Raw genomic sequence first — 23,996 nt, forward strand, 5'->3', positions numbered from 1 at the left:
TCCTATCGACCATCCCAAACCGACGGACCCCATTCCATGACCCACACCCACCCGCCGTGACAGGCGCCCCTCGTTCCCACAGAGGAAGCGGCCCCCAGGAGGGCAGCCGTACCCAACCACAGAGGAGACACACATGAAGAACCGAGAAAGCATTCTCGCGCTATGCCTGGCCGGCGCATTCGGCGCGGCCGCCCCGGGTGGCGCGCAGGCCGTGGATTTCCAGCTGGGCGACTGGCAGGGCAACTGGAGTTCCAACGTATCGCTGGAAACCAGCATCCGCGCCCGCGGCCAGGATTCCGCCCTGTACGGGCAGGGCAACGGGGCCGCGCGCGGCCGCACCGACGGCACCGGCAACAACACCATCGACGAGGGCAACCTCAACTACGACAAGGGCGACGTGATCTCGTCCCGCCTCAAGCTGATCTCCGAGGTCGAGCTCAAGAAAGGCACCATGGGCGCCTTCCTGCGGGGCCGCGCCTGGTACGACTACGCGCAGAAGAACCTCGACGTCCGCCTGGGCAACCAGCCCAACGGCTATCGCAAGGACCACCCCCTGTCGGACGACGGCTTCGAGCGCCTGAACCGCTTCAGCGGCGTGGACCTGCTCGACGCCTACGTCTACGACACCTTCACCCTCGCGGGCCAGCCGCTGCAGGTGCGCGCGGGCAACCAGGTCATCAACTGGGGAGAGAGCCTGTTCATCCAGGGCATCAACCAGATCAACCCGATCGACGTAGGCTCGGCCCGCACGCCAGGCTCCCAGGTCAAGGAAATCCTTCTGCCCGTGCCCCTCGTCTCGCTCAACCAGGGCCTGGGCGATATCGGCAGCCTGGAGATGTTCTACCAGCTGCAGTGGAAAAACACGGTGATCGACGCGGGTTGCGGCAATTACTGGGGCATCGCGGGCGGCTCGGTCGGCCTGTATCCCAATAACTGCACCAATGCGATGAGCGTCGCGGGCAGCAGCGCGGACGGCTACCGCACAGGCGCCTATGTGCACACCCTGGACGGCACCAAGCCCGGCAACGCCGGCCAGTTCGGCGTCGCCTTCCGCACCTACGCCGAGCCGATCGACTCCGAGATCGGCATGTACGCGATGAAGATCCATTCGCGCACCCCGAACATCTCGCTGCAATTCGGCGATTACACCGGGTATGGATCCGTCATCCCGTTCGCGGGCAAATGGGAATATCCCGAGGACATCAAGATCTACGGCCTGAGCCTGGCCACCAATGTCCTGGGCGTGTCCGTGGGTGCCGAACTGAGCCACAGCCGGGGCGTTCCCGTCCAGATCGACGGAAACGACCTGCTGTTGAGCGGCATGGGCGCCGGCGGCGCCATCATGCCGGGGGTGTCCATTCCCTTCGGCCCGTATGGACAGGGCGCGCTGGCCGCAGTGGGCGGCGACGGCTACCTGACCGGCTACACCCGCGCCAACAAGACCCAGTTCCAGCTCAACGGCATCAAGGTCGGCAACCGCATCCTGGGCGCCGACCAGTACCTGCTGATCGGCGAAGTCGGCTTCCAGTGGAACGACCTGGACACCGACGCGTTGCGCTACGGCCGTCCGTTCATCTTCGGGCCCGGGCCGGACGCGAGCTACGGCGTGCCGTGCTCGGCAATCAACATTTCCGAGGAAGGCTGCAAGAACAAGGGCTACATGACCAACTTCGCCTGGGGCTACCGGCTCAAGGCCGAGCTCACCTACAACAACATCTTCAACAGCGGCGTCACCTTCCAGCCCAGCGTGTTCTGGTCGCACGACGTCCAGGGCTGGTCGATCGACGGCCAGTTCGCCGAAGGACGGCAGGCCCTGGGCCTGGGCGCGCGCTTCTCGTTCAACAAGAACTACGCCCTGAGCCTGAACGCGGTCCGGTTCAACCGCGGCGCGGACTACGACCCGCTGCGCGACCGCGACTTCTATTCCGCCACCCTGAGCATGAACTTCTGAACCCCCGAGGAGACCAGAACATGAAGAAGCACGCACTTCCGGCGCTGGCCTGCGCCCTGACGATCGGCCTGCTGGCGCCCGGGGCCCATGCCGAGATGAGCCCGGACGAACTCGCCCGCCTGGGCAAGGACCTGACGCCGAACGGCGCGGAGATGGCCGGCAACGCCGACGGGTCCATCCCCGCCTGGACCGGCGGCCTGGCCCAGCCGCCCGCCGGCTGGGACCCGAAGATGGGCTACGTCGATCCCTTCAAGGACGAAAAGCCGCTCTTCACGATCACCGGCGCCAACGTCGACAGCTACGGCGACAAGGTCTCCCCCGGCATGGCCGCGCTGTTGAAGAAATTCCCGAACCAGGCCATGCCGGTCTACAAGACGCACCGGACCTTCGCCAACCCGCCCGAAATCTACGCCGCCACCAAGGAAAAGGCGGCCAAGGCGAAAATCGTCGGCCTGGGCATCGAAAACTACGATGTGCCCGGCACGCCCTTCCCCGTGCCCAAGACCGGCGTCGAGGCCATCTACAACCAGACCACCAAGTATTTCGGCGGCTACAAGGCCTGCCGCGACTGGCTGCCGGTGCGCGCCTCGGGCGACTACTACCGCGTGGGCTTCTGCGAGCACATGGTCCAGGGGCAAAACGTCGTCCCCCACGAGGAGAATCTGGCTTTCATGATCTACGCCGGATACGACGCGCCCTCCACCCTGCTGGGCACCATCTACCTGGTCCGCGACTCGGTGGACTACACCAAACCCGGCGCGGGCCGCCAGGCCTGGATCTACAACGCCGGGCAGCGCCGCGTGCGCCGCGCCCCCGACCTGGCCTACGACAACGTCGACGACGGCACCGAAGGCATGCGCACCACCGACGACTACTGGGGATTCCAGGGCGCGATCGACCGCTACGACTGGAATCTGGTCGGCAAGAAGGAGATGTACATCCCCTACAACGCCTACCGCCAGATGGATCCCTCGCTCAAGTACGCGGACATGATCGACAAGGGCGGCCTCAAGCCCGAGCTGACGCGCTGGGAGCTGCATCGGGTGTGGGTGCTGGAAGCGACCCTCAAGCCCGGCATGTCCCACGTCCTGTCCAAGCGCGTGTTCTACCTGGACGAGGACAGCCACATCATCGCGCTCGCCGACGGCTACGACGGGCGCGGCAATCTGTGGCGGGTCTACACCTATCCGCTGGTCCAGGCCTATGACGCCGGCGTCATGTTCCAGACCAACTTCGTGACGGCCGACCTGAGCAACGGCAACTACATGGTGACCGCCGTGACCAACCAGCGGCCGCAGCCGGCCTATCAGTGGAACGTCAAGGGCGAGGCCAAGGACTTCACCACGGAAGCCATCCGCCGCCGCGGCGTGCGCTGACGCCCCGCTCCGCCCCATGGCGCACCCTCCGCGCACGCCGGCAAGCCGGCGCGCGGCGGGTGCCTGTCCAACCCTCTAGGTAATGACGCGCATGACCACAGTCCGAAGTTCCCTGCTCGCCATGCTCCTGATGTGCGGCGCGCAACTCTGCCTCGCGGCGGGCGCCGCGCACCGCCCGACGGAAGTCCTCTCCGCCGATCGCATCAAGGCGGACCGCACGGCGCTGTTCGACCTGGAGCTTTTCCATGGCGAACTGTTCGCCGTGGGCGAGCGCGGCGTCGTGATGAGCAGCGCCGACGGCGGCAAGACCTGGCTGGGCCGGCAGGCGCCGACCGGCCGGACGCTGGTGCGCCTGCTGCCCATCGACCAGAACACGGCCATCGCCGTGGGCCATGGCGGCACGATCGTGCGCACCGCGGACGGCGGCCACAGCTGGCGGAAGATCGTCGTCGGCGCCGTGGGCGACGATTCGCTGCTGGGGGCGCTGCAGCTCTCCAGCGGGCGCCTCATCGCCTACGGGGCCTACGGCCTCTACATCCAGAGCGACGACCAGGGCAGGACCTGGCGGCGCCGGAAAATCCTCGGAGAGGATTTCCAGTGGCACATCAGCGACGTCATCGAGGTCGGGCGCACGCTCTACCTGAGCGGCGAAGCCGGCACCCTGGCGGTGTCCGCCGACCAGGGCGAAACCTGGACGCCGCTCCCCTCGCCTTACGAGGGCTCGTTCTTCGGCCTGCTGGCGTTGCGCGACGGCGCCCTGCTGGCCTACGGCATGCGGGGGCACGTCTTCCGCTCCGAGGACCGGGGCGCCAGCTGGCGCGCCGTTCCGCTGGGCTCCCAGAGCGCCCTCAACGGCGGCACGGTGAGCGCCGACGGCCGCGTCGTGCTGACGGGCAACAACGGCCTGCTGGCGATCAGCAGCGACGGCGGGCGTTCCTTCAAGCTGCGCACCATGCCCGAGGGTACGCCGCTGGCCAAGGCGCTCTACGCCCCCGACGGGGCACTGGTCTATGTCGGTTATCTGGCCACGGGCCGGATTCCCGCGGAATCCACTGCGGCGCATCATGAATAAGGCGCTTGGAGGCACTATGCATCTCATCGATGAAGCGGGCGCCCGCAAGGTCGAGGAACGGCTCGGCCGCCGGATCGCCACCGCGATCTTCCGCCACCGCCTGATCCTGCTGATCGTGGGGATCCTGCTGACGCTGGGCCTGGGGCTGTCGGCGCTGAACCTGCGGGTGAGCGCGGGCTTCTCCAAGATGATCCCGATCCACCACGAATACATGCGGACCTTCGAGGACTACAAGGCCGATTTCGGCGGCGCCGACAAGGTCCTCGTGGCCATCAAGGTCAAGCAGGGCGACATCTACACCAAGGAAGCGATCGACACCATCCGCGGCGTGACGGAAAGCCTGTTCTACATCCACGGGGTCGAACGCAGCTCGCTGACCTCCCTGGTCACGCCCAACGTGCGCTACAACGAAGTCGTCGAGGAAGGCTTCAAGGGCGGCAACCTGGTGCCGGGAGACTTCGCCGGCACGCCGGAGCAGTTGAAGCAGGTCCGGCTCAACGTCCTGAAATCGGACTGGGTGGGCCGCATCGTCTCGGCCGACATGACCGCGACCATGGCCGTGGCGACCCTGCTGCCCACCGACCCCGACACGGGCCAGCCGCTCGACCTGAACGCCGTCGGCCGGCAGCTGGAGGACATCCGCGCCAAATACACCAACGACCAGGTCTCGGTGCACATCATCGGCTTCGCCAAGTCCACCGCCGAGATCGCCGAGGGCGCCTCCAGCGTGCTGGTGTTCTTCGCCGCCGCCTTCCTCGTCACCGCCCTGCTGCTGTACTGGTATTCGGGCTCCTTCAGGCTCGCCGCCTGCGCGCTGATCGCGGCCCTCGTCCCCGTGGTCTGGCTGTTCGGCACCCTGCCGCTCATCGGCATGGGCCTGGACCCGATGTCGATCCTCATCCCCTTCCTGATCTTCGCCATCGGCGTGTCGCACGCGGTCCAGATGACCAACGCCTGGAAGATGGAAGTCCTGGACGGCCACGACGGCATCGGCGCCTCGCGCAACGCCTTCCTGAAGCTGTTCGTGCCCGGCGCCACCGCGCTGCTGGCCAACGCCCTGGGCTTCATGGTGATCGCGGTGGTGGACATCCAGATCGTCCGCGAGCTGGCGTACATCTCGACCATCGGGGTCACGGTCATGATCCTGACCAACAAGATCCTGCTGCCGACCATGCTGTCCTACATCCACCTCTCGGAGCGGAAGATCGCCAGCCTGCAGAGCCACAGGACCGCGGGCTACGCGCTGTGGGAACGGTTCGGCGTGCTGGCCACGCGCCGGGGCGCGGTGCTGCCCATCCTCGCCGCGCTGGCGCTCACCGGCATCGGCATCTGGAAGGTCGGCGACCTGAAGGTCGGCGATCTGGGCAAGGGCGTCCCCGAGCTCAGGGACAGCTCGCTGTACAACCGCGACGTCGACGTCATCACCAGCAATTTCGCCATCGGGGTGGACCTGCTGCAGGTGATCGCCGAGGCCAAGGGCGAGGACTCGCCCTGCGTCCAGCGCGACGTCGAGGACAAGATCGCCGAGTTCGACTTTCTCATGCGCCAGACCGACGGCGTCGCCGCGGTGCGCAGCCTGCCCTCGTTCATCGCCGCCGTGACCCAGGACTTCGCCGAAGGCTGGTACGCCTGGCGCATGCTGCCCGAATCCACGCCGCAGATCGCCCAGGGCATCGGCGTCGCCACCCGGCTGGGCAACGAATACCGCAATTCCCAATGCACGGCGATCCCGATCTCGATCTACACGACCGACCACCAGGCCACCACGATCAATCACATCATCGACCGCATCAAGGCGTTCAAGGCCGAAAACGACACCGACACGCTGCAGTTCCGCCTGGCCTCGGGCAACGTCGGCATCATCGCGGCCACCAACGAAGTGGTTGCGCGCGCCGACAAGTGGGTGAACTTCACGCTCTTCACCTCGGTGGGGCTGCTGTGCCTGGTGATCTTCCGCTCGCTGCGCATCACCCTGTGCATCGTGGCGCCGCTCGCCCTCGTCACCCTGCTGTGCAACGCGACGATGGCCGCCCTGGGGATCGGCGTCAAGGTCAACACGCTGCCCGTGGTGGCGATCGCCGTCGGGGTCGGGGTCGATTACGGCATCTACCTGTTTGAATCCATGAAGCACGAGATGCGGGAGCACGGCCTCAAGCTCAGGGACGCCTTCGTCGAATCCCTTAAGGAGCGCGGCACCGCATCCGTGTTCACGGCCGTCACGATGACGCTGTCCGTCATGACCTGGGCCTTCTCCGCGCTCAAGTTCCAGGCCGACATGGGCATCCTGCTGGCCTTCATGTTCATGGTCAATCTGTTCGGCGCCATCCTGCTCATGCCCGCCTTCGCCGTCCTGCTGTTCGGCAAGACCCGCAACCTGTGAGCAGGGAGGCCATCCACCCAATGCACCCGGAGATCGAAAATGCCCCTGCGCGCTGATCCGAATGCGCTCCCGCGAGGCGCGGCGACCGCGCCCGACGCCGCGACGGTCGCGGCCAGCCACATGGCGCGGTTCGCCGCCGCCATGGAAGCCCGCCACGCGAGACGCTTCGACGACTACGACGCCCTGCACCGCTGGTCGGTCGAGCACCCGGACGAATTCTGGTGCGGCCTGTGGGACTACTGCGGCGTGGTGGCCGGCGCCCGGGGCATGATCGTTCTGGAACAGGGCGGATCGATGGAGGACGTGCGCTGGTTTCCCCAGGCCAGGCTGAATTTCGCCGAAAACCTGCTGCGCCACCGCGGCGACGCCGACGCGCTGGTGTTCTGGGGCGAAGACCGGATCAAGCGGCGCCTGTCGCGCGACCAGCTGTACGCCGCGGTGGCGAGGCTGGCGGCCGCGATGCGCGCCCGGGGCGTCGGCGCCGGCGACCGGGTGGCCGCCCTCATGCCGAACAGCCCCGACACGATCATCGCCATGCTCGCGGCCAGCAGCATCGGCGCGATCTTCAGTTCGGCCTCGCCGGATTTCGGCCCGCAGGGCGTGCTGGACCGTTTCAGCCAGATCGAGCCGGTCATGCTGTTCGCTACCGACGGCTACTACTACAACGGCAAGTCGCACGCCTGCCTGGAAAAGCTCGGCGAGATCGTCCAGGCGCTGCCCAGCGTCCGCACGGTGGTGCTCTGCCCCTACCTGGGGCTGGACCCCGCCGACCAGGGCATCCGGGACCTCGTCACGCTCGACGCCTTCACCGCCCCGCACGCGGCGGCGCGGGACATCCGGTTCGAGCAGCTGCCGTTCGACCATCCGCTGTACATCGTGTTTTCCTCGGGCACGACGGGCGTGCCCAAGTGCATCGTCCACCGCGCCGGCGGCGCGCTGCTGCTGCACCTCAGGGAACACCAGCTGCACGGCAACGTCCGCGAGGGCTCGCGCCTGTTCTACTTCGCCACCTGCAGCTGGGTCATGTGGAACTGGCTGGCCTCCGGCCTGGCGACGGGCGCGGCGCTGATGCTCTACGACGGCAGCCCCTTCGCCGCGGACAAGCAGATCCTGTTCGACTACATGCAGGCCGAACGCTTCACCCATTTCGGCACCTCGGCGAAATTCCTCGAAGCCTGCGCCAAGTACGATCTCGCCCCCCTGCGCACGCACGACACCGCCTCCATCGAGGTCCTGTTCTCGACCGGCAGCCCCCTGATGGCCGAAGGCTACGACTACGTCTATCGCGCCATCAAGCCGGGAGTGCACATCGCCTCGATCTCCGGCGGCACCGATCTGCTGGGCGCGTTCGTCGGCGGCAACCCCGCATTGCCCGTATGGCGCGGCGAGATCCAGTGCAAGCAGCTGGGGATGGCGGTGGACGTGTACGACGAAGCGGGCCGCCCCGTTCGTGGACAGAAAGGGGAGCTGGTCTGCACCGTCCCCTTCCCCACGCAGCCCCTCTATTTCTGGAACGATCCGGACCGGCGCAAATACCACGAAGCCTATTTTTCGCGCTTCGAGGGCATCTGGTGCCACGGCGACTTCTGCGAAGTCACCGGGCACGGCGGCTTCATCATCTACGGCCGGTCGGACGCCACGCTCAACCCCGGCGGGATCCGGATCGGCACCGCCGAGATCTACCGCCAGGTGGACCAGATCGAGGAAGTCCTGGAGTCGGCCGTGATCGGGCAAAGCTGGCCCCCCGACAAGCCCACCGACGTGCGCGTCGTGCTGTTCGTCCGCCTGCGCGACGGGCTGACGCTGGACGATGCCCTGGTCGCACGCATCCAGCGGCAGATCCGCGACAACACCACCTCGCGCCACGTGCCGAAGCGGGTGGTGCAGGTGCAGGACATTCCGCGCACCAAGAGCGGCAAGATCGTGGAGCTGGCGATCCGCCAGGCGGTGCACGGCCAGGAGGTCAGGAACACCGGCGCCCTGGCCAACCCGGAGGCGCTGGAACAATTCCGCCACCTGGCCCCCTCGCTCGCGGAAGACCAGCCATGAACTACGAGACGATCACCCTGGCGATCGACGCCGGCATCGCGCGCCTGACCCTGAACCAGCCCGACCTCGGCAACCCGTTCAACGCGGCGTTCTGCCGCGACTGGCTGGCCGCATCGGGCGAGCTCGCCGCGCGCACCGACCTGCGCGCCATCCTGCTCGCCGCCAAGGGCAAGGCCTTCAGCGTCGGCGGAGACATCCGCCTGTTCGCCGGCCAGCTCGACGCGCTGCCCGAACGCATCCGCGAATGGACCGCCGCGCTGCACACGGGCATGGCGCGCTTCGCCCGCCTGGACGCGCCGATGGTGGCCGCCGTGCACGGGATGTCGATGGGCGGCGCGACGGCCCTGGTCGGCAGCTGCGAGGTGGTCTACGCCAGCCGCACGGCGGTGCTCGGCGCGGCCTATCCCGGCATCGGATTCTCCTGCGACGCGGGCGCGTCGAGGTCGCTGACCTCGCGCATGGGCCACGCCCGCGCGCGGCGCTTCCTGATCTGCGGGGAAACCCTGGACGCGGAGCAGGCGTGCGCCGCAGGGCTGGTCGATTTCGTGGTCGAAGACGACGCGCTGTCCGCCGCCGCCGAGGCGATGGCCGCGCGGCTGGCCGCGGGCCCCACGCGTGCCTTCGGCGAGATCCGCCGCCTCTTCGCCACGGTGCTCAGCCAATCGCTCGAAACCCAGCTCGAGGACGAGGCCCAGGGGCTGGCCGCCGTCGCCCGCAGCGCCGATGCCCGGGAAGGCATCCGCGCCTTCGTGGAAAAGCGCCGGCCCCGCTTCGTCGGCGGCTGAGCCCTGGAAAGGCATTCATTCATAAAACGACATGGAAACGACATAGGGGACAGGACATATGTGGCTGCACACCGAGATCACCTCTCTGGCGGACATCCCCCGCCACTACGCGCGTACGGCCGGCGACCGGGTCGCCCTGATGAGCGCGACCCGGAAAATGAGCTGGCGGGAGCTCGACCTGGCATCGAACCGGCTCGCCAACCTGCTGATCGCGCGCGGCGTGCCGCCCGGCGGCATCGTCGCCTTCTTCGGCAAGAATTCCATCGAATACTTCATCGCGATCTTCGGCGCGAACAAGGCCGGCTGCGCCCTGCTGCCGCTGAACTGGCGGCTGGCCGCGCCGGAACAGGCCGCCGTGCTGCAGGACGCGCGGCCCCAGACGATCCTGGTCGATGCCGAATACGCCGAGGCGCTGCGGCAGGCCATCGAAGCCGGCGCCCCGCCGGCGGCCTCCATCGCATTCGACTCGGCCGGCGCGCAGGACACGGAACTGGCGGACGGCCTGGCGCAGTGCAGCGACGCCGATCCCCGCCTTGCGATCCGGCCGGAGGACACCGCGCTGCTGCTGTATACCTCCGGCACCACGGGCCAGCCCAAGGGGGTGCAGCTGACCCACGGCGGCCTGAACTACATGCGCCTGTGCGAGCATCTGGAGCCCTCGCTCGCCTGGCGGCCGGACGACATCATGATGCTCGTCATGCCGAACTTCCACATGGTCGGCACCGGCCTGTCGCTGCAGGGGCTCTACAACGGCGTGCCGCTCACCATCCTGCCCGCCTTCGAGGCCGGCAGCGTCCTGGCCGCGATCGAACGCGACAAGGCGACCGTCTGCTGCCTGGTGCCGACCACGATCCAGATGCTGATCGACCACCCCGACGCGGCGAAGGCGGACCTGTCCTCGCTGCGCCTGATCATGTATGCCGGCTCGCCCATCACGGCCGGCCTGCTGGGCCGCGCCATCCAGACGATCCACTGCGATTTCATGCAGTTCTACGGCGCGACGGAATCCGGCGGCGCCATCACCCTGCTGCGCCCGGAGCAGCACGACCTCGCCGCCGAGAAGAAGCTCAAGTCCTGCGGCTCGCCGGTCCCGCTGATCGAAGTCAAGGTCGTTTCCCCTTCCGGCGACACCCTGCCCGACGGGGAGGTGGGCGAATTCCTCGTGCGCTCGCCCACGCTGTTCAAGGGCTATCTGAACAAGCCCGAACTGACCCGCGCGGCATTCTCGGACGGCTGGTACATGACCGGCGACGCGGGCTACCGCGACCAGGACGGCCTGCTGTACCTGGTCGACCGCACCAAGGACATGATCATCACCGGCGGCGAGAACGTGTATTCGACCGAGGTGGAATCGGCCATCAGCAAGCATCCCGGCGTCTCGCAGGTCGCCGTGATCGGCCTGCCCGACAGCCAGTGGGGGGAACGGGTGGTCGCCATCGTCGTGCCGGCCGCGGACGCGTGCCCGACCGCGGAAGACATCATCGCCCACTGCCGCCGGCTGATCGCCGCCTACAAGGCCCCCAAGCAGGTCGTCTTCGCAAACCATCTGCCCATGACGCCCAGCGGCAAGATCCTCAAGGCCACCCTGCGCAAGCAGTTCAGGGAAATGGCGGAAACGTGAGGCCACGGATCCGGACGCATCCATGGACGACCCTGTGGACGCCCCTGCGGACGCCCCGACCAATGCCCCGGATCCGGACGCCCCGGATCCATACGCCACAGCAACCAGGAGACACTCAACGATGAACGACACCCAGGATTTCATTTCCGCGCAGGCCGCCGTGCTGCGCCAGGTCGGCGGGCCGCTCGCGGTCGAGCCCGTGCGCATCAGCATGCCCAAAGGCGACGAGGTCTTGATCCGCATCGCCGGCGTGGGCGTCTGCCACACCGACCTGGTGTGCCGCGACGGATTTCCCGTGCCGCTGCCGATCGTGCTCGGCCACGAAGGCTCCGGCACCGTCGAGGCGGTGGGCGAGCAGGTGCGCACGCTCAAGCCCGGCGACCGGGTCGTGCTGTCCTTCAATTCCTGCGGGCATTGCGGCAATTGCCACGACGGCCATCCGTCGAACTGCCTGCAGATGCTGCCCCTGAACTTCGGCGGCGCGCAGCGCGTGGACGGCGGCCAGGTGCTGGACGGCGCCGGCCATCCCGTGCAGAGCATGTTCTTCGGCCAGTCCTCGTTCGGCACGCATGCCGTGGCGCGCGAAATCAATGCGGTCAAGGTCGGCGACGACCTGCCGCTGGAACTGCTGGGCCCGCTGGGCTGCGGCATCCAGACCGGCGCGGGCGCGGCGATCAATTCGCTGGGGATCGGCCCGGGCCAGTCCCTGGCCATCTTCGGCGGTGGCGGCGTCGGCCTGAGCGCGCTGCTGGGCGCGCGCGCCGTCGGGGCGGACCGGGTCGTGGTGATCGAGCCCAATGCCGCGCGCCGGGCCCTGGCCCTGGAACTGGGCGCCAGCCATGCCCTCGACCCGCACGCCGAAGGCGACCTGGTGGCCGCGATCAAGGCGGCCACCGGCGGCGGCGCGACCCACTCGCTGGACACGACGGGCCTGCCCCCGGTCATCGGCAGCGCGATCGCCTGCACCCTGCCGGGCGGCACCGTGGGCATGGTCGGACTGCCGGCGCCCGATGCCCCGGTGCCGGCGACCCTGCTCGATCTGCTGAGCAAAAGCGTCACCCTGCGCCCGATCACCGAGGGCGACGCGGACCCGCAGCGCTTCATCCCGCGCATGCTGGATTTCCATCGCGCGGGCAAATTCCCGTTCGACCGGCTGATCACCCGCTACCGTTTCGACCAGATCAACGAGGCCCTGCACGCCACCGAGAAGGGCGAGGCGATCAAGCCGGTGCTGGTGTTCTGAGCAGGGCGCGACTCCCCACAGCGCACGCGATTCCCGGCACCACGAATCCATGGCAACGGCACCACGGCAACGGCCCCAAGACCACCCACGACACCCCAACGACAACCCACAACAACCTCACAACAACCTACGTCAACTCCAGGAGACAACCATGCACCATGTGAACGACGATCCGCTCTTTCGGAAGACCATGCGGTTCAGCGGCTGGTCCGGCATCATCGCCGTCATCCTCTTCATCATCGGCGGCGTCTGGCTGGGCGGCATGATCCCGTCCATGCTGCAAGCCAATTCCGCGCCCCAGGAAGTCGCCAGGGTATTCACCGAAAACCTGTTCGACATCCGGATTTCCTCGGTCATCATGATGACCTCGTTCGCCCTGTTCGGCTCCTACGGCGCCGGCATCGCCGCGCAGACCCGGCGCTTCGAGGTCAATCCCGCCTTTTCCTACCTCCAGCTGGTGTTCACCGCGGGCGGGATGGTGATCGCCCTGCTGGTGGCCTTCGCCTGGGGCCTGATGGTGTTCCGTCCCGAGACCTACGCGCCGGCCGCCATGCTGATGCTGATGGACTTCGCCTACTTCTGCGCGCTCTTTTCGGTGCCGCTGTTCGGCGGCTGGTGCGTCATGATCGCCCTGTCGATCCTTCTGTCGGAAGAAGGCCAGGAACCGTTCCCGCGCTGGGTCGGCTATTTCAACCTGTGGGCCGCCCTGCTGTACGTCCCCGGCCAGCTCATCCTGTTCTTCAAGGACGGCCCCTTCGCCTGGCACGGCATCGTCGCCCTGTGGATTCCCTACATCGCCTATTTCGGCTGGATCTGGGTCATGTCCTTCGCCCTGCTGCGCGTGGCCCGCGGCGCCGGCAACGAACCCGCCGCCCGGCGGACCGCGTCATGAGCCAGGCGAGGTCCCAGGCCAGACGGGGGATCGCGGCGGGGGGCGACCGCGCCGCCCCGCCGGCGGGCAGGCACATCCCGGGAGAACTCGGCATCTGGCTGTTCGTGGCCGGAGACCTCCTGGTCTTCGCCGCCTTCTTCATCGTCATCGCACTCGGGGACAAGCAGCAGGCCGACGTGTTCGCCCAGTCGCGCGCGTCCCTCGACATGTGGGTCGCCGTCGTCAACACCTTCCTGCTCCTGACGGGCTCCTGGTTCGTCGCCAAGGGAGTCGGGAAATGCCGGACGGCGCACGACGGCACCGTCAGCCGCTACTTTTCCCTGGGCATCCTGTGCGGGCTGCTGTTCGTGGTCAACAAGAACTTTGAATGGGGGAACAAGCTGTCGGCGGGGATCGGGCCGGGCACGAACGATTTCTTCATGTACTACTTCGTCTTCACCGGCATCCACCTGGTGCACGTGCTGGTCGGCCTGGCCGTGCTGCTGGTCGTCCGCGGCAAGAGCCGGCGCGCCGAGCTGCGGCCCCGGGACATCCGCACCATCGAGAGCGGCGCCACGTTCTGGCACCTGGTCGATCTTCTATGGATCGCCCTGTTCTCGCTGTTCTACCTGATCTGAAGCCACCCGACCCGAAGGAGAAGCATGATGGATTGCGGAAAACCCGGCGCGTTGCGCGATGGCACCAACCTGGCCTGGCTCGTTCTCGTGGGCTCCACGCTCGTCGGCTGGTGGCTCGGCCATGCGATCCAGACGGCGCAGGCGCCCATGCGCCTGGCGACCGCGGGCGTCCTGCTCATCGCATTCGCGAAGACCTGGCTGGTCGGGTACCAGTTCATGGAACTGAAGCATGCGCCCTGGTGGCTGCGCCACGGCTTCGACGCCTGGATCATCGCCGTGTGCGCCGCGCTCATGGCGCTCTATCTCGGATGAGCGGCGACGCATGGACGACGGCACATGGACAGCGGCACATGGACAGCGGCACACGGGCAACGACACACGGACGACGGCGGATGAGCGGCGGCACATGAACAGCGGCACGACGGCGCAGCGGCACGGGACCGCCCCGATGGACACCACGGACCCCGTCGCGTTCGGCCGATTCCTCGGTCGGCGCGCGATACACAGACACTGGCTGTCGGAACGCGTCCGCTGGTCGGACACCGACCACCTCGGCCACGTCAACAACCTGTCGATCACCAATTATTGCGAGATCGGCCGCACCGCGATGCTGCAGCCCTTCCTCGAACCGGGCGCGCCCCTGCGCGCGCTCTTCCTGGTGGCGCGCATGGCCACCAATTTCCACGGCGAGGTCCACTGGCCGGCGACCGTGGACGTGGGCACCAGCATCCTGGAATTCGGCACCAGTTCCTGCCGGATCGTCCACGGCGTCTTCGTCGGCGAGCGCTGCGTGGCCACCGCCGATTCGGTGATCGTGCACATCGACGAGGCGGCGCGGACGCCGCAACCGGTCCCGGAGACAGTACGGGCCCGGCTCTCGGCCTATCTGCTCGACCGATGAACCCGGCCGAGAAACCCGGCCGAGAAACCTGGCCGATGAAGCCGGCCGATGAAGCCGGCTGAGAGGTCCGGCCGAGGAAACCGGTCGGGGAATCCGGCTGGGAGATCCGGCCGAGGAAACCGGTCAAGGACGCGGCGGCCCGCAGGCCGCCGCGTCCCCCTTATTTCCCTGCGAGCTTGGCCGCCGGAGGCGGCATCCGAAGCAGGGCGCCAAAGCCGGCATGCACCTTGGCGAGGAACAGCAGCTCGTCGAACAGCAGGCTGCCGGGATGCTCGTACCGCAGCGAGGCCGAGACGATGCTCGGCTTGGCCGGCGGCTCCAGGTGATTCAGCAATTGGTCGAAGAGCTGCTGGTCGCCCATCTCGCGGGCCAGCAGCAGGGTGAACGCCGAAGCCAGGCCCACCCCGCCATCCGCGTCGTCCGTGCCGGCCGTCTCGCGCACCCGGGCCTTGCGGCCCTCGTCGTAGACCTCGACGAAGGTCTGCTTGAACCGGGGGTAGTAGCGCTCGGAAAAGGCGGGGTCCATGCCGTGCACCATGGCGAGCGTCCAGGCTGTCGTATACGCCGAGATCCACGGCTTCACCGCGCCGGACTCGGGGTGATAGGACAGGTAGAAGGCGCCCCGCTCGGGATCGATCAGGTCCTTCTGGATGAAATCCAGCCAGGCCCTGGTGGCCGCCCGGTAGTCGGTGCCATGCAGCCGGTCATAGACCCACAGGCTCAGGTAGGCGACCGAATTGCACTGGACAAAATAATTGTCCGGCTCGCAGACGATGCCGGCAAAGGGGTTGGCCGCGATCTCGTCATGGATGATGCGGGTGAGGTGGGCATGCTCGGCTTCGTACCGGCGGCTGCCGGTCACCAGCTGATAGAGGCCGTACATCAGGTTCAGGTGGCCCTTGTACATGATGTTCTCTTTCTCGATCGGGTCGGTGCCGAACCCGTCTTCCTCCCAGTCGCCCCAGACCCGCTTGCACTTCATCTTGGAGACCGCGATGTCCAGGTCATGGCCGGCGAGCGCACGCAGCTTCGGGTCGATGAGCGCCACGCTGGCCAGGCCATACGCATAGAAGGCGATCGAATACTTGATGACCCGCTGCGGCGTGTGCTTGAGCTCCCAGGCCTCGAAGGAGCAGCCCCGGCTGTAGAAGGGCGAGATGAAATCGATGTAGTTCATGTAGGCCAGCTGGGCCATCACGTCGGGGGTGACGGCCTGCTTCGCCTGCTGCGCGAAATAGTCCTCGGTGGTGGCGAGCCGCCCCGGCGGCAGTTCCGCCGCGCGGGGCGGCGGCCCGAAACCGGCCAGCAGGGCGGCGGCCGACACAATCGCCGTCGTCTTCAATGTGAACCGCATGTTCAGTCGCATGTCGTCTCCTCTGGGGAATGGCCCGGGGCCGGGTTCAGGACGTGATCTTCGATGAAGGCTCGGTCCAGTGCTTGCCCCGCTGCCGGTTGAGGCTCTGGACGGACTGGTTCTCCTGGGAGACGCCATGGCCCACCCGTCCGTCGGGCAGCGTCCAGCGCATCAGGGCGATGTAGACCATAGTGCTGACGTAGCAGACCCAGGGCGCGCCGACCTCGGCACTGCCATACATCCGCCATGTCTTGCCGCGCACGTCGGTCGCCTCGAACTCGTGCGCGCACGTGACCACGCCGGTGCGCACGGTGCGCAGTTTGAGATCGGTGAGGCCGTAGACCTCGCCCTGGTCGAGCACGTAGCCGTGGGCCAGGGTCTGCTGCCGGCCCACCGGCTTCTCGTAGTCGCACAGGACGATCCAGTGCAAGGCCAGGTCCTCGCCGAAGTGGGCATGCTGCCAGCCGATGCCCGGCATGTGCGTCTCGGGACGCGGCCCCCAGCTGTGGTCCATGGTCTCGATGCAGTCGACCGGATATTCCTTGCCGCGCACCTTCAGCGTTCCCGTGATGCGGCCGGTCAAATCGAAGTGGCCGCCGTAGCCCGTGCCGAAGCCGGAGCCTTCGATGCGTTTGACCGCGTCCGTGGTGGCCTTGGGACTGTGGGCGGGGTCATGGATGTCGAACGGCTCCATCAGCCCCTTGAAATCGACGTGGATCCCGGTGTCGTCGAAGCCGGCATAGTCGATCCGGTAGTCGCGCGGACTGAAAGCCTGGATCCGCAGGCCGGTGGGCGTCCGCACGTCGGAAAGGCGCTCCGGGGCCGGCAGATGCTGGTGATTGTCCACATACAGGCACTCGGCGCGCGTATCGACCAGCGCGCCATGGATGGCCACGTCGGCCGACATCACGCCCAGGCCCTTGCGATGGACGACGTAGACCGAAGCCAGCAGCCGTTCTTCGGGAATCGAGATGCTGAAGTAATTGGTTTCGGCCCACAGGTAGTCGGCGCCGGCGGGGGTGTGGAACTCGATGTCTTCCTGCTTGATCATGCTGATCTCCTATGCGGATGGGGAATGAACGGCGCAGTGATCCAAGGGGGCGCGCGCCTGATGCGCCAGAACGGTCGAGACATGCGGCACGTCCGCGGCGCCGGGAATGAATCCCGTGCGCCGCAGCCAGGCGGTTTCGCGCGCCAGCTGCCGCTCGATGCAGCGGTCCAGCAGGATGCGAAGTTCGCTGCCGGGAGACGGAGGCCACCCTTCCATCAGCGTGCGCAGGCATGATTTCCAATGCGCGATCAGCTCGCGCAGTTCGCGCGGCCCGGCCTCGCCGGCCGCGCAGCCGCTCTCATGCAGGGCGGTCCAGAAAGTCGCATCGCCGCTGTCCGGCCGCAGCCGCCGCCAGGCATCGAACAGCTGGCGCAAATCGGCCAACTCCTGCCTGGCATAGGCGAACTGGTGTTCCTGGACCTCGGCCAGCAGCTCCAGCGTGGCCAGCACGAGACCCGCCTGTTCGCGGGCGAAGGGCTTGCCCTCCAGCTCCGGCAAGATGATTCCGGACATGGCCTTGCACATGCTGCGCAGGTACTGATCGACATCGGGCGTCATGGACGGGCCTCCGTGGCATCGAGGATCCGGTAGAGGCCGGCAAGCGCGCCATACCCCAGTCCGGTGCTGAAATTCATCATCACGTCGAGATGGGTCTGGCCGTCCGCCGCGGCGCGCGCGTTGGTGGCCGAGCCCAGGACGGCGAGCTTGTAGAGGTTGAGGACCGTGTAGTAATGCAGGCGCCGCGGATCGACCGCGATGCCGGATTTCCGCTGATAGCGATCCAGGAAGGCTTCGCGCGTGCCCAGCCCGCAGATCAGCGGATTCCCCTGCTCGTCCTGCGCGGCGAAGCCCGGGAACAGCACCCAGGCGAGGTCTTCGTGGATATCACCCAGGCGGGCCAGTTCCCAGTCGAGGATCGCCGTGATCCTGCCGCTTGCTTCGTCGAACAGGAAATTGCCGTTGCGGTAATCGTTGTGCACGAGCCGGATTTCGTCGGCGACCGGAAGATGCTCCCGCAGCCACTGAGCGGCCAGGGTGATGACGGGATGCTCCTCGAAGGCATCCTCGGCCCAGACCCGGCTCCAATGGTCCAGGGCAAGGTGCGCCGCTTCCGTCGTGCCGGCGGAAGGGACATCGAACGAGGCCAGGCGGGCGGCGCGCCAGTCGAACCGGTGAATGGCCGCGAGGTGATCGACGAAGTCCTCGAACAGGCGCTCGCGCAGCCCCGCGGGGAACCCCGCGCCGATGCCGCTGATGCGGCCCCCCTCGCCCTGCACGGGCGTCGGCGCGGCGACGCCGGCCACGAATCCGCAGACCATGCCCGGGCTGCCCAGCGCGGAGCCGTCCGCATCGACCCAATGGACCGGCGGCACGGGAACCACGCCGTCCATCGCCGAAAGCACGTCGAATTCGCGCTGGCGATGGGTTTCGACGATGGACTCGCCCGGCGCCATGCGCAGGATCAGGTCTTCCTCGACCTGCGTCCCCCCGCCTTCGACGCGCCGGAGGCGGAAACGGAACATCTCTTTCGAGCCCCCGCCCGGCAGGCGCCGCAGCTCGTCGATCCGGAACGGACCCGAGACCCGGCTGGAAAGGAAGTTCCCGAGCCGGACCTCCAGTTCGCCGATCTGCGGCGGCCGGTAATCGGGACCCCGCCGCCGCAGCAGTTTCCAGGTCAGGGCCTCGTCTATGGTGCGCTCGACGCGGTAGGCGCGGCGGATGCGCTCGATCTCGGCATCCGCCAGATGGCGCTTGTCGATGGCCGGCATGGCTTGACGTCTCCTTCGTGGCCGCCCTTTGCGGAAATCCGCGAAAGGAGGCTAGATTATTGTATGTGTGCATATCATAGAGAAGAATAGACACTTCGTCTATAAAAATAGACATACTGTCTATTCCTGGCTGGGACGCCTCCGCCCAGGGCGGGGTACGGCGCTGGAAACGGCGCATGCGCGGCGATCCGATGGATCACCGACAAAACGTTCAATGGGAAGCCCGGGCAGGTCCGGAGGGAAGACCCGGACAGCCCGGCCGGAGGACGGATCAGCGCGCGCGGGACTGATCCGGGGAGAAGATCGCGCTGTTGCAGATGTGCGCGAACGTATCGATCAGCGCATCGAGCTGCGCCGGGTCGCACTGGCCCGCGAAACGGACGCAGTATTGCTCGACGCACCAGGTCAGCACGTCGGCCACGCTGTCCCAGGACACGCCGCCCGGGGGGCTGTCCGCCTTGACCGCCGCGAGCGCGCGCCGGCTGCGCTCGCACAGCTGCCGCATCATGTCCTCGTGCAGGCCTGCCACCGTCTCGTCCTGGCCGGCCATCGCGGCCACCGCGGACACGATGGCGTGGTGCTTGTGGAAGGTGGTGACGATTCCCCGCAGCGCCTGCTTCACCGTCTGCGGGCCGGACTGCCCCCTGGCCGCGAACCAGTCGCCCGCGCTGCCGACCACATCCTCGGTGAGCCGGCCCATCAGATGCGCGACCAGTTCGCCCCGATCGCGGAAATGGAGATAGAACGTGGCGCGGGATATGCCGGCCTCCCGCGCGAGTTCCTCGACCGTGATGGCGGAGAAGCCCTGGCCATTTTCGAGCAGGCGTTCCATCGCCGCCAGGAGCCGATCGTCGAGGGACGCCCTGGGCGTGCGGCTGCGGGATCGTCTCGGTCTGCTGGTCACGATGCCTTCATTCTGAACGACGTTGGCGCACGGCTCCCTCCGTGCTGCGTGCCGATAGTGTAATGGCCCGCGCCATGGGGTTCAAAGAGAACCGCATGGCGCGGGCGGATGGCGGGGCTGGGCGGGACGAGGCGGGGCCGTCAGGCGGCATAGACGGCGATCAGCACCGCGGTCACCAGCAGCAGCCAGCCCTCGAAGATGCCGCGCCATGCGCGCGGCGCGTGGCGCAATTCCATGAAGTCCAGCACCACCAGCCTGCCCTTGAGATAGGCGATGGCCAGCGTCGCCAGGCCGACCAGGACGTCGGCGGCCGCCTCGACGCGCAGGGCGTAGCCGGCGACGGTCAACCCGATCAGCAGCAGCCAGCCAAGATCGAGACGGTACATTGAGTGTGTTTTCATGATGTTCATCGCAGCAAGTAGAGGAGGGGGAACATGACCAGCCAGATCAGATCGACCAGATGCCAGTAGGAAGCGCCGGTTTCAAGGCCGGTCATATCGTGGCGATAGCGGCCGGCGCGCGTCTTGCGCCACAACAGGGCCAGGATGGCGCAGCCGCCCAGCACGTGCGCGGCATGCACCATGGTGAAGACGAAATAGAACATGTAGAACTCGTTGGTCATCATGGTGATGCCGACGGCGAACTTGGCGGAATACTCCAGATACTTGACCACCAGGAACCCCAGACCGAGCAGCATGCCAACCAGCAAGAGGCGGGCCGCCTTGTTGTCATGGCCCGCGCGCACGGCGGCAACCGCCCGTGCGACGCACCACGAACTGGTCACCAGCAGCACCGTGTTGAACGCGCCCATGAACTGGTCGAGCTCGAGCTGAGAGCGGTTGAACAATTCGATGGCCTGCGAGCGGTCGGAGATGTAGACGATGAAAAATGCGCCGAACATGAACAGTTCGCCACAGATGAACATCCATACACCCTGGTCCCCCGGCAGGGTCGGTCGCTGCGGGGCAGCGTGAGCGGGCATTGCAATATGACTCATGGCGAGGTCTCCGTTCAGGAATGTGCGCGGACGCGACGATCCACCGCATCATCGGCCAGCGGCATGCGGCGCATCACATCGCGGACCATGTAGCCGGAGACGACCAGGCACCAGATCAGCCACGCGGCCCAGGGAAGGTAGTAGCTAAGTACGCCATCCCACGCAAAGGGGCCGGTTTTCAGGAACATAGTCAGGCTGGCCGGAGCGAAGCTCAGGCTGCACCAGATCGACAGAAAGCATACCCAGCGGGGGAACAGCGGCGTCTTGCGCTTGTCGGACAGGCCGACGAGCGCCATCGCGACCATCTGCATGGTGGTCAGTATCCATTGCAGCTCGATCCCCAGCCAGCCCATGTCGATGAGCATGCGCAGTACCACGGGATCGATTTCCGGCCGGAAGGTCGCCGTGGCCCAGCACACCATGCCGAAGCACATCACGAACACAGTCAGCGCGCCGCCTATCAATTGCAGATTGGTCATGGTGTGGGAGTGGCGCTCCAGACGCGCCAACTGAGTGCCGATCTGGGCGGTCCACGGCATGTACAAGCTCATGACCAGCAGCGCCACCACCCAACCCACGCGCATGTTGCCGAGATTGTCGTTGATGCGTGCCGCGATCGCCTCCGCGCCCAGCGCCGGCGAGGGAGGCGACGGCAGGTTGAAGCCGAAAATCCCGAAAAAAATGACTAGGCCGATGGCGAAAGCCGGGCCACACCAGGCACTGATCAGTTCAAGGTTGAGACTGGATCGTTCGTTTTCGCTCATCGGCGAGGATGCGCACGGCGGTACGGCGAGGCCATCGGCCCCCCGAGGCTGGTTCTCTCATTCATGGCATGTCTCCATTGATCGTGTGAGGTACTGCGAGAAAAAAACGGGTGAATCAGGCTGCGGCCTCAATCGAGATCGCCCCTTTGTCGAAGGACAGGACAAGTCTGCGGATCAGCTTGCCGAGCACGGCGAATTCCTCAGGTTCGAGGTCGGAAAACGCGCGCCGGATGGGTTCCGCGATCAACGGCACCGTGGCACGCACCTTGGAGCGTCCCGAAGAGGTGACCGAGATCTCGTGGCGGCGCCCATCGTGCGACGTGACCGCACGCTCGATCCAGCCATCGCGCCGAAGTTCTTCGAGAATGCGGGTCATGTTCGAACGACTGGTGCCCACCATTTCGCTCAATTCGCTGGGCGAGGCGGTGCCATGCTCGCTGGCAGTCAGCAGGCACAGCACGTGGAAGGAATGTTCGGATAGCCCCGCCGAGCGAAACACCGGTTCGAAGAAATCGTTCAGGCCAGCGCCGCAGATGCGCAGCAGACGGACCATCACGGTGCCGTCCATAGGCAAATCCGGCAACGCCCTGGCCATGCGGGGGGTACTGGAATCAACCTTGAAAAGCCGAAGCTGTCCGTTCATAGAACACCTATAATTTATCGATAAACTATCGCGCTCAAAAAACAGTTCACAAAGAACAACGCGGCTTGAAAAGAGCGAGAAGAAGGGGGGCGCCGGCCAGCCGCGCGGCTGGCCGCCAGGCCTTCGGAACCGCTAGAAAGCCTGTGATTCAAAGGTTCCCTGGTGTCCGTCCATCCTAGCCAAGCAGGTACACTGACTTGTAACGCTGGTAGGCGCCAATCGATTCCGGCCCGAGTTCACGCCCCATGCCGCTGGATTTCACGCCGCCGAAAGGCGCATTCAGGTCAGGCATATAGCCGTTGATCCCAACGGTGCCGGTTTCCATGCGCCGGGCGATGGTCACAGCATGATCATGATCGGTGGACCAGACGGTCCCGCCCAATCCGTACTCGGAGTCGTTGGCAATCTCGACGGCCTCGTCTTCGCCTTCGTAGCGGATGATCGAGAGCACCGGCCCGAAGATCTCTTCGCGGGCGATGCGGGAACGGTTGTCCACATCGGCAAAAACCGTGGGCTGGACGAACCAGCCGCGGTCCTGCGACGTCCGGCCGCCGCCAACGACGAGCCGGGCTTCTCCGGTGCCCAGTTCGATATAGCGCTGCACACTGTCGCGATGGGCCGCCGAGGCCATCGGGCCGACGACCGTCGCACGGTCGAGCGCATCGCCGACGGAGTAGGCGCTCACCGCGCCGGCAATGGCATCGACCACTTCGTCATATCGCCCGGCCGGGGCGAGAATCCGGGTGCAGGAAAAGCAGGCCTGGCCGTTGTTGAGTACCGAGCTCATGGGCAGGCTCCGGATCAGCGCATCGAGGTCCGCATCCTCGAGCACGATCGCGGCGGACTTGCCCCCGAGTTCGAGCGTGACGGGACGCAGCAGGCGTGCGCACGCCTCGGCGATGATGCGGCCGGCCGACGTCGAGCCGGTGAAGGCCACCTTGTCCACCCCGGGATGGCTGACCAGATGCGAGCCGATCCCGCGATCGCCGGGCACCCAGTTGATCACGCCGGGCGGCAATCCGGCCTCGGCCGCCGCTTCGGCCAGGACATAGCTGTCGAGCACGGTGCCGGATGAGGGCTTGACGACCACCGCGCAGCCGGCCGCCAACGCGGGCGCGATCTTGAAGATCGACAGCGCGACCGGGAAGTTCCAGGGGATGATCGCACCGACCACCCCCACCGGATCGCGGCGCACCAGCGTGGTCGAGCCGGTCGGCGACGGCCGGGCCTCTTCTTCCACCAGGTTCTCCGCCAACGAGGCGTAATAGCGCAGGAGGCTCACCACAAAGGCCGATTCGAGCTGGTCGGCCACGTTGATGGGCATGCCGTTCTGCAGGCTGACGGAACGGGCGAGCTGTTGCCCGCGCCGCTCGACCGCGTCGGCGAATCGCCGCAGATGCTGCGCCCTGCCCTTCCCGTCGAGGCCGGCCCAGGCAAGGCTGCGCATGGCCTCGCGCGCGGCGGCCACCGCGCGGTCCATGTCCTCGTTGTTGCATTTCGGCACGCTGCCGACGAGTTCTTCGGTCGAAGCATTGAGGATGTTTGAACGCTGTGTCGATTTCGGGGCGATCCACTGTCCGCCGACGAAGATGTGCTGGTGATCGATGGTCATCGAGGGTGTCTCCTG

At 66.8% G+C, this 23,996-nt stretch carries 22 protein-coding genes; 12 read left to right on the forward strand and 10 right to left on the reverse strand.

The window, feature by feature from the left end; translation table 11 throughout:
• The first annotated feature begins 133 nt into the window (after positions 1 to 133).
• The 12 genes from BN940_RS13600 (at position 134) to BN940_RS13655 (ending at position 14,887) form a co-directional block, all read left to right on the forward strand.
• Positions 134 to 1,951 carry a DUF1302 domain-containing protein gene (locus tag BN940_RS13600; RefSeq protein ID WP_043683911.1) on the forward strand — a complete coding sequence of 606 codons (1,818 nt, stop codon included), beginning with the start codon at positions 134 to 136 and terminating at the stop codon, positions 1,949 to 1,951.
• Positions 1,952 to 1,971: 20 nt separating this feature from the next.
• Entirely contained in the window at positions 1,972 to 3,327 is a 1,356-nt protein-coding gene (locus BN940_RS13605; RefSeq protein WP_043683912.1) for a DUF1329 domain-containing protein, read from the forward strand.
• 91 nt (positions 3,328 to 3,418) lie between these two features.
• On the forward strand, positions 3,419 to 4,399 hold the full coding sequence (locus tag BN940_RS13610; RefSeq protein WP_158386301.1) for a WD40/YVTN/BNR-like repeat-containing protein: 981 nt from the start codon (positions 3,419 to 3,421) through the stop codon (positions 4,397 to 4,399).
• 16 nt (positions 4,400 to 4,415) lie between these two features.
• A complete protein-coding gene (locus tag BN940_RS13615) occupies positions 4,416 to 6,779 on the forward strand; it encodes an efflux RND transporter permease subunit (protein ID WP_084330694.1) in 2,364 nt (787 codons plus the stop codon).
• Between the two features lie 39 nt (positions 6,780 to 6,818).
• The gene (locus tag BN940_RS13620; protein ID WP_084330695.1) at positions 6,819 to 8,828 is read left to right on the forward strand and encodes an acetoacetate--CoA ligase; all 2,010 of its coding nucleotides are present in this window, start codon (positions 6,819 to 6,821) and stop codon (positions 8,826 to 8,828) included.
• The gene (locus tag BN940_RS13625; RefSeq protein WP_043683913.1) at positions 8,825 to 9,613 is read left to right on the forward strand and encodes an enoyl-CoA hydratase/isomerase family protein; all 789 of its coding nucleotides are present in this window, start codon (positions 8,825 to 8,827) and stop codon (positions 9,611 to 9,613) included. The genes BN940_RS13620 and BN940_RS13625 overlap by 4 nt, the downstream gene beginning before the upstream one ends.
• 58 nt (positions 9,614 to 9,671) lie before the next feature.
• Positions 9,672 to 11,234, forward strand: coding sequence for an acyl-CoA synthetase (locus BN940_RS13630; protein ID WP_043683914.1), 1,563 nt, complete (start codon positions 9,672 to 9,674; stop codon positions 11,232 to 11,234).
• Positions 11,235 to 11,355: 121 nt separating this feature from the next.
• The gene (locus BN940_RS13635; protein WP_043683915.1) at positions 11,356 to 12,477 is read left to right on the forward strand and encodes an NAD(P)-dependent alcohol dehydrogenase; all 1,122 of its coding nucleotides are present in this window, start codon (positions 11,356 to 11,358) and stop codon (positions 12,475 to 12,477) included.
• 151 nt (positions 12,478 to 12,628) lie between these two features.
• Positions 12,629 to 13,369 (forward strand): hypothetical protein, encoded by a 741-nt coding sequence (locus tag BN940_RS18045; RefSeq protein WP_052355872.1) that lies wholly within the window; start codon positions 12,629 to 12,631, stop codon positions 13,367 to 13,369.
• Positions 13,366 to 13,986: a cytochrome c oxidase subunit 3 gene (locus BN940_RS13645; RefSeq protein ID WP_052355873.1), complete on the forward strand. Its 621-nt coding sequence runs from the start codon at positions 13,366 to 13,368 to the stop codon at positions 13,984 to 13,986. Before BN940_RS18045 ends, BN940_RS13645 begins: the two co-directional genes overlap by 4 nt.
• Before the next feature lie 24 nt (positions 13,987 to 14,010).
• Complete coding sequence (locus BN940_RS13650; RefSeq protein ID WP_084330696.1) at positions 14,011 to 14,298, forward strand: cytochrome C oxidase subunit IV family protein; 288 nt, start codon at positions 14,011 to 14,013, stop codon at positions 14,296 to 14,298.
• Positions 14,299 to 14,392: 94 nt separating this feature from the next.
• On the forward strand, positions 14,393 to 14,887 hold the full coding sequence (locus BN940_RS13655) for an acyl-CoA thioesterase (protein WP_052355874.1): 495 nt from the start codon (positions 14,393 to 14,395) through the stop codon (positions 14,885 to 14,887).
• Between the two features lie 160 nt (positions 14,888 to 15,047).
• Here the strand turns inward: BN940_RS13655 and BN940_RS13660 are convergent, their stop codons facing one another.
• From BN940_RS13660 to BN940_RS13705, 10 genes are all read right to left on the reverse strand, one after another.
• Entirely contained in the window at positions 15,048 to 16,253 is a 1,206-nt protein-coding gene (locus tag BN940_RS13660; protein ID WP_043683919.1) for a linalool dehydratase/isomerase domain-containing protein, read from the reverse strand.
• 34 nt (positions 16,254 to 16,287) lie between these two features.
• Entirely contained in the window at positions 16,288 to 17,292 is a 1,005-nt protein-coding gene (locus BN940_RS13665; protein ID WP_043683921.1) for a DUF7064 domain-containing protein, read from the reverse strand.
• 9 nt (positions 17,293 to 17,301) lie between these two features.
• Entirely contained in the window at positions 17,302 to 17,850 is a 549-nt protein-coding gene (locus BN940_RS13670) for a hypothetical protein (RefSeq protein ID WP_043683923.1), read from the reverse strand.
• A complete protein-coding gene (locus BN940_RS13675) occupies positions 17,847 to 19,061 on the reverse strand; it encodes a phosphotransferase family protein (protein WP_043683925.1) in 1,215 nt (404 codons plus the stop codon). The genes BN940_RS13670 and BN940_RS13675 overlap by 4 nt, the downstream gene beginning before the upstream one ends.
• A gap of 271 nt (positions 19,062 to 19,332) precedes the next feature.
• A complete protein-coding gene (locus BN940_RS13680) occupies positions 19,333 to 19,965 on the reverse strand; it encodes a TetR/AcrR family transcriptional regulator (protein ID WP_148304972.1) in 633 nt (210 codons plus the stop codon).
• A 140-nt stretch (positions 19,966 to 20,105) separates the two neighbouring features.
• Positions 20,106 to 20,366 carry a cytochrome C oxidase subunit IV family protein gene (locus BN940_RS13685; protein ID WP_043687360.1) on the reverse strand — a complete coding sequence of 87 codons (261 nt, stop codon included), beginning with the start codon at positions 20,364 to 20,366 and terminating at the stop codon, positions 20,106 to 20,108.
• A 5-nt stretch (positions 20,367 to 20,371) separates the two neighbouring features.
• Positions 20,372 to 20,962 carry a cytochrome c oxidase subunit 3 gene (locus tag BN940_RS13690; protein WP_052355876.1) on the reverse strand — a complete coding sequence of 197 codons (591 nt, stop codon included), beginning with the start codon at positions 20,960 to 20,962 and terminating at the stop codon, positions 20,372 to 20,374.
• A gap of 14 nt (positions 20,963 to 20,976) precedes the next feature.
• A complete protein-coding gene (locus tag BN940_RS13695) occupies positions 20,977 to 21,726 on the reverse strand; it encodes a hypothetical protein (RefSeq protein ID WP_043683930.1) in 750 nt (249 codons plus the stop codon).
• Between the two features lie 115 nt (positions 21,727 to 21,841).
• Positions 21,842 to 22,294 (reverse strand): MarR family winged helix-turn-helix transcriptional regulator, encoded by a 453-nt coding sequence (locus tag BN940_RS13700; protein ID WP_043683931.1) that lies wholly within the window; start codon positions 22,292 to 22,294, stop codon positions 21,842 to 21,844.
• 250 nt (positions 22,295 to 22,544) lie between these two features.
• Positions 22,545 to 23,981, reverse strand: a complete 1,437-nt coding sequence (locus BN940_RS13705; protein ID WP_043683932.1) for an aldehyde dehydrogenase — start codon at positions 23,979 to 23,981, stop codon at positions 22,545 to 22,547.
• Positions 23,982 to 23,996: the final 15 nt, after the last annotated feature.

Source organism: Castellaniella defragrans 65Phen (assembly GCF_000612685.1).
Lineage (GTDB): Bacteria > Pseudomonadota > Gammaproteobacteria > Burkholderiales > Burkholderiaceae_B > Castellaniella > Castellaniella defragrans.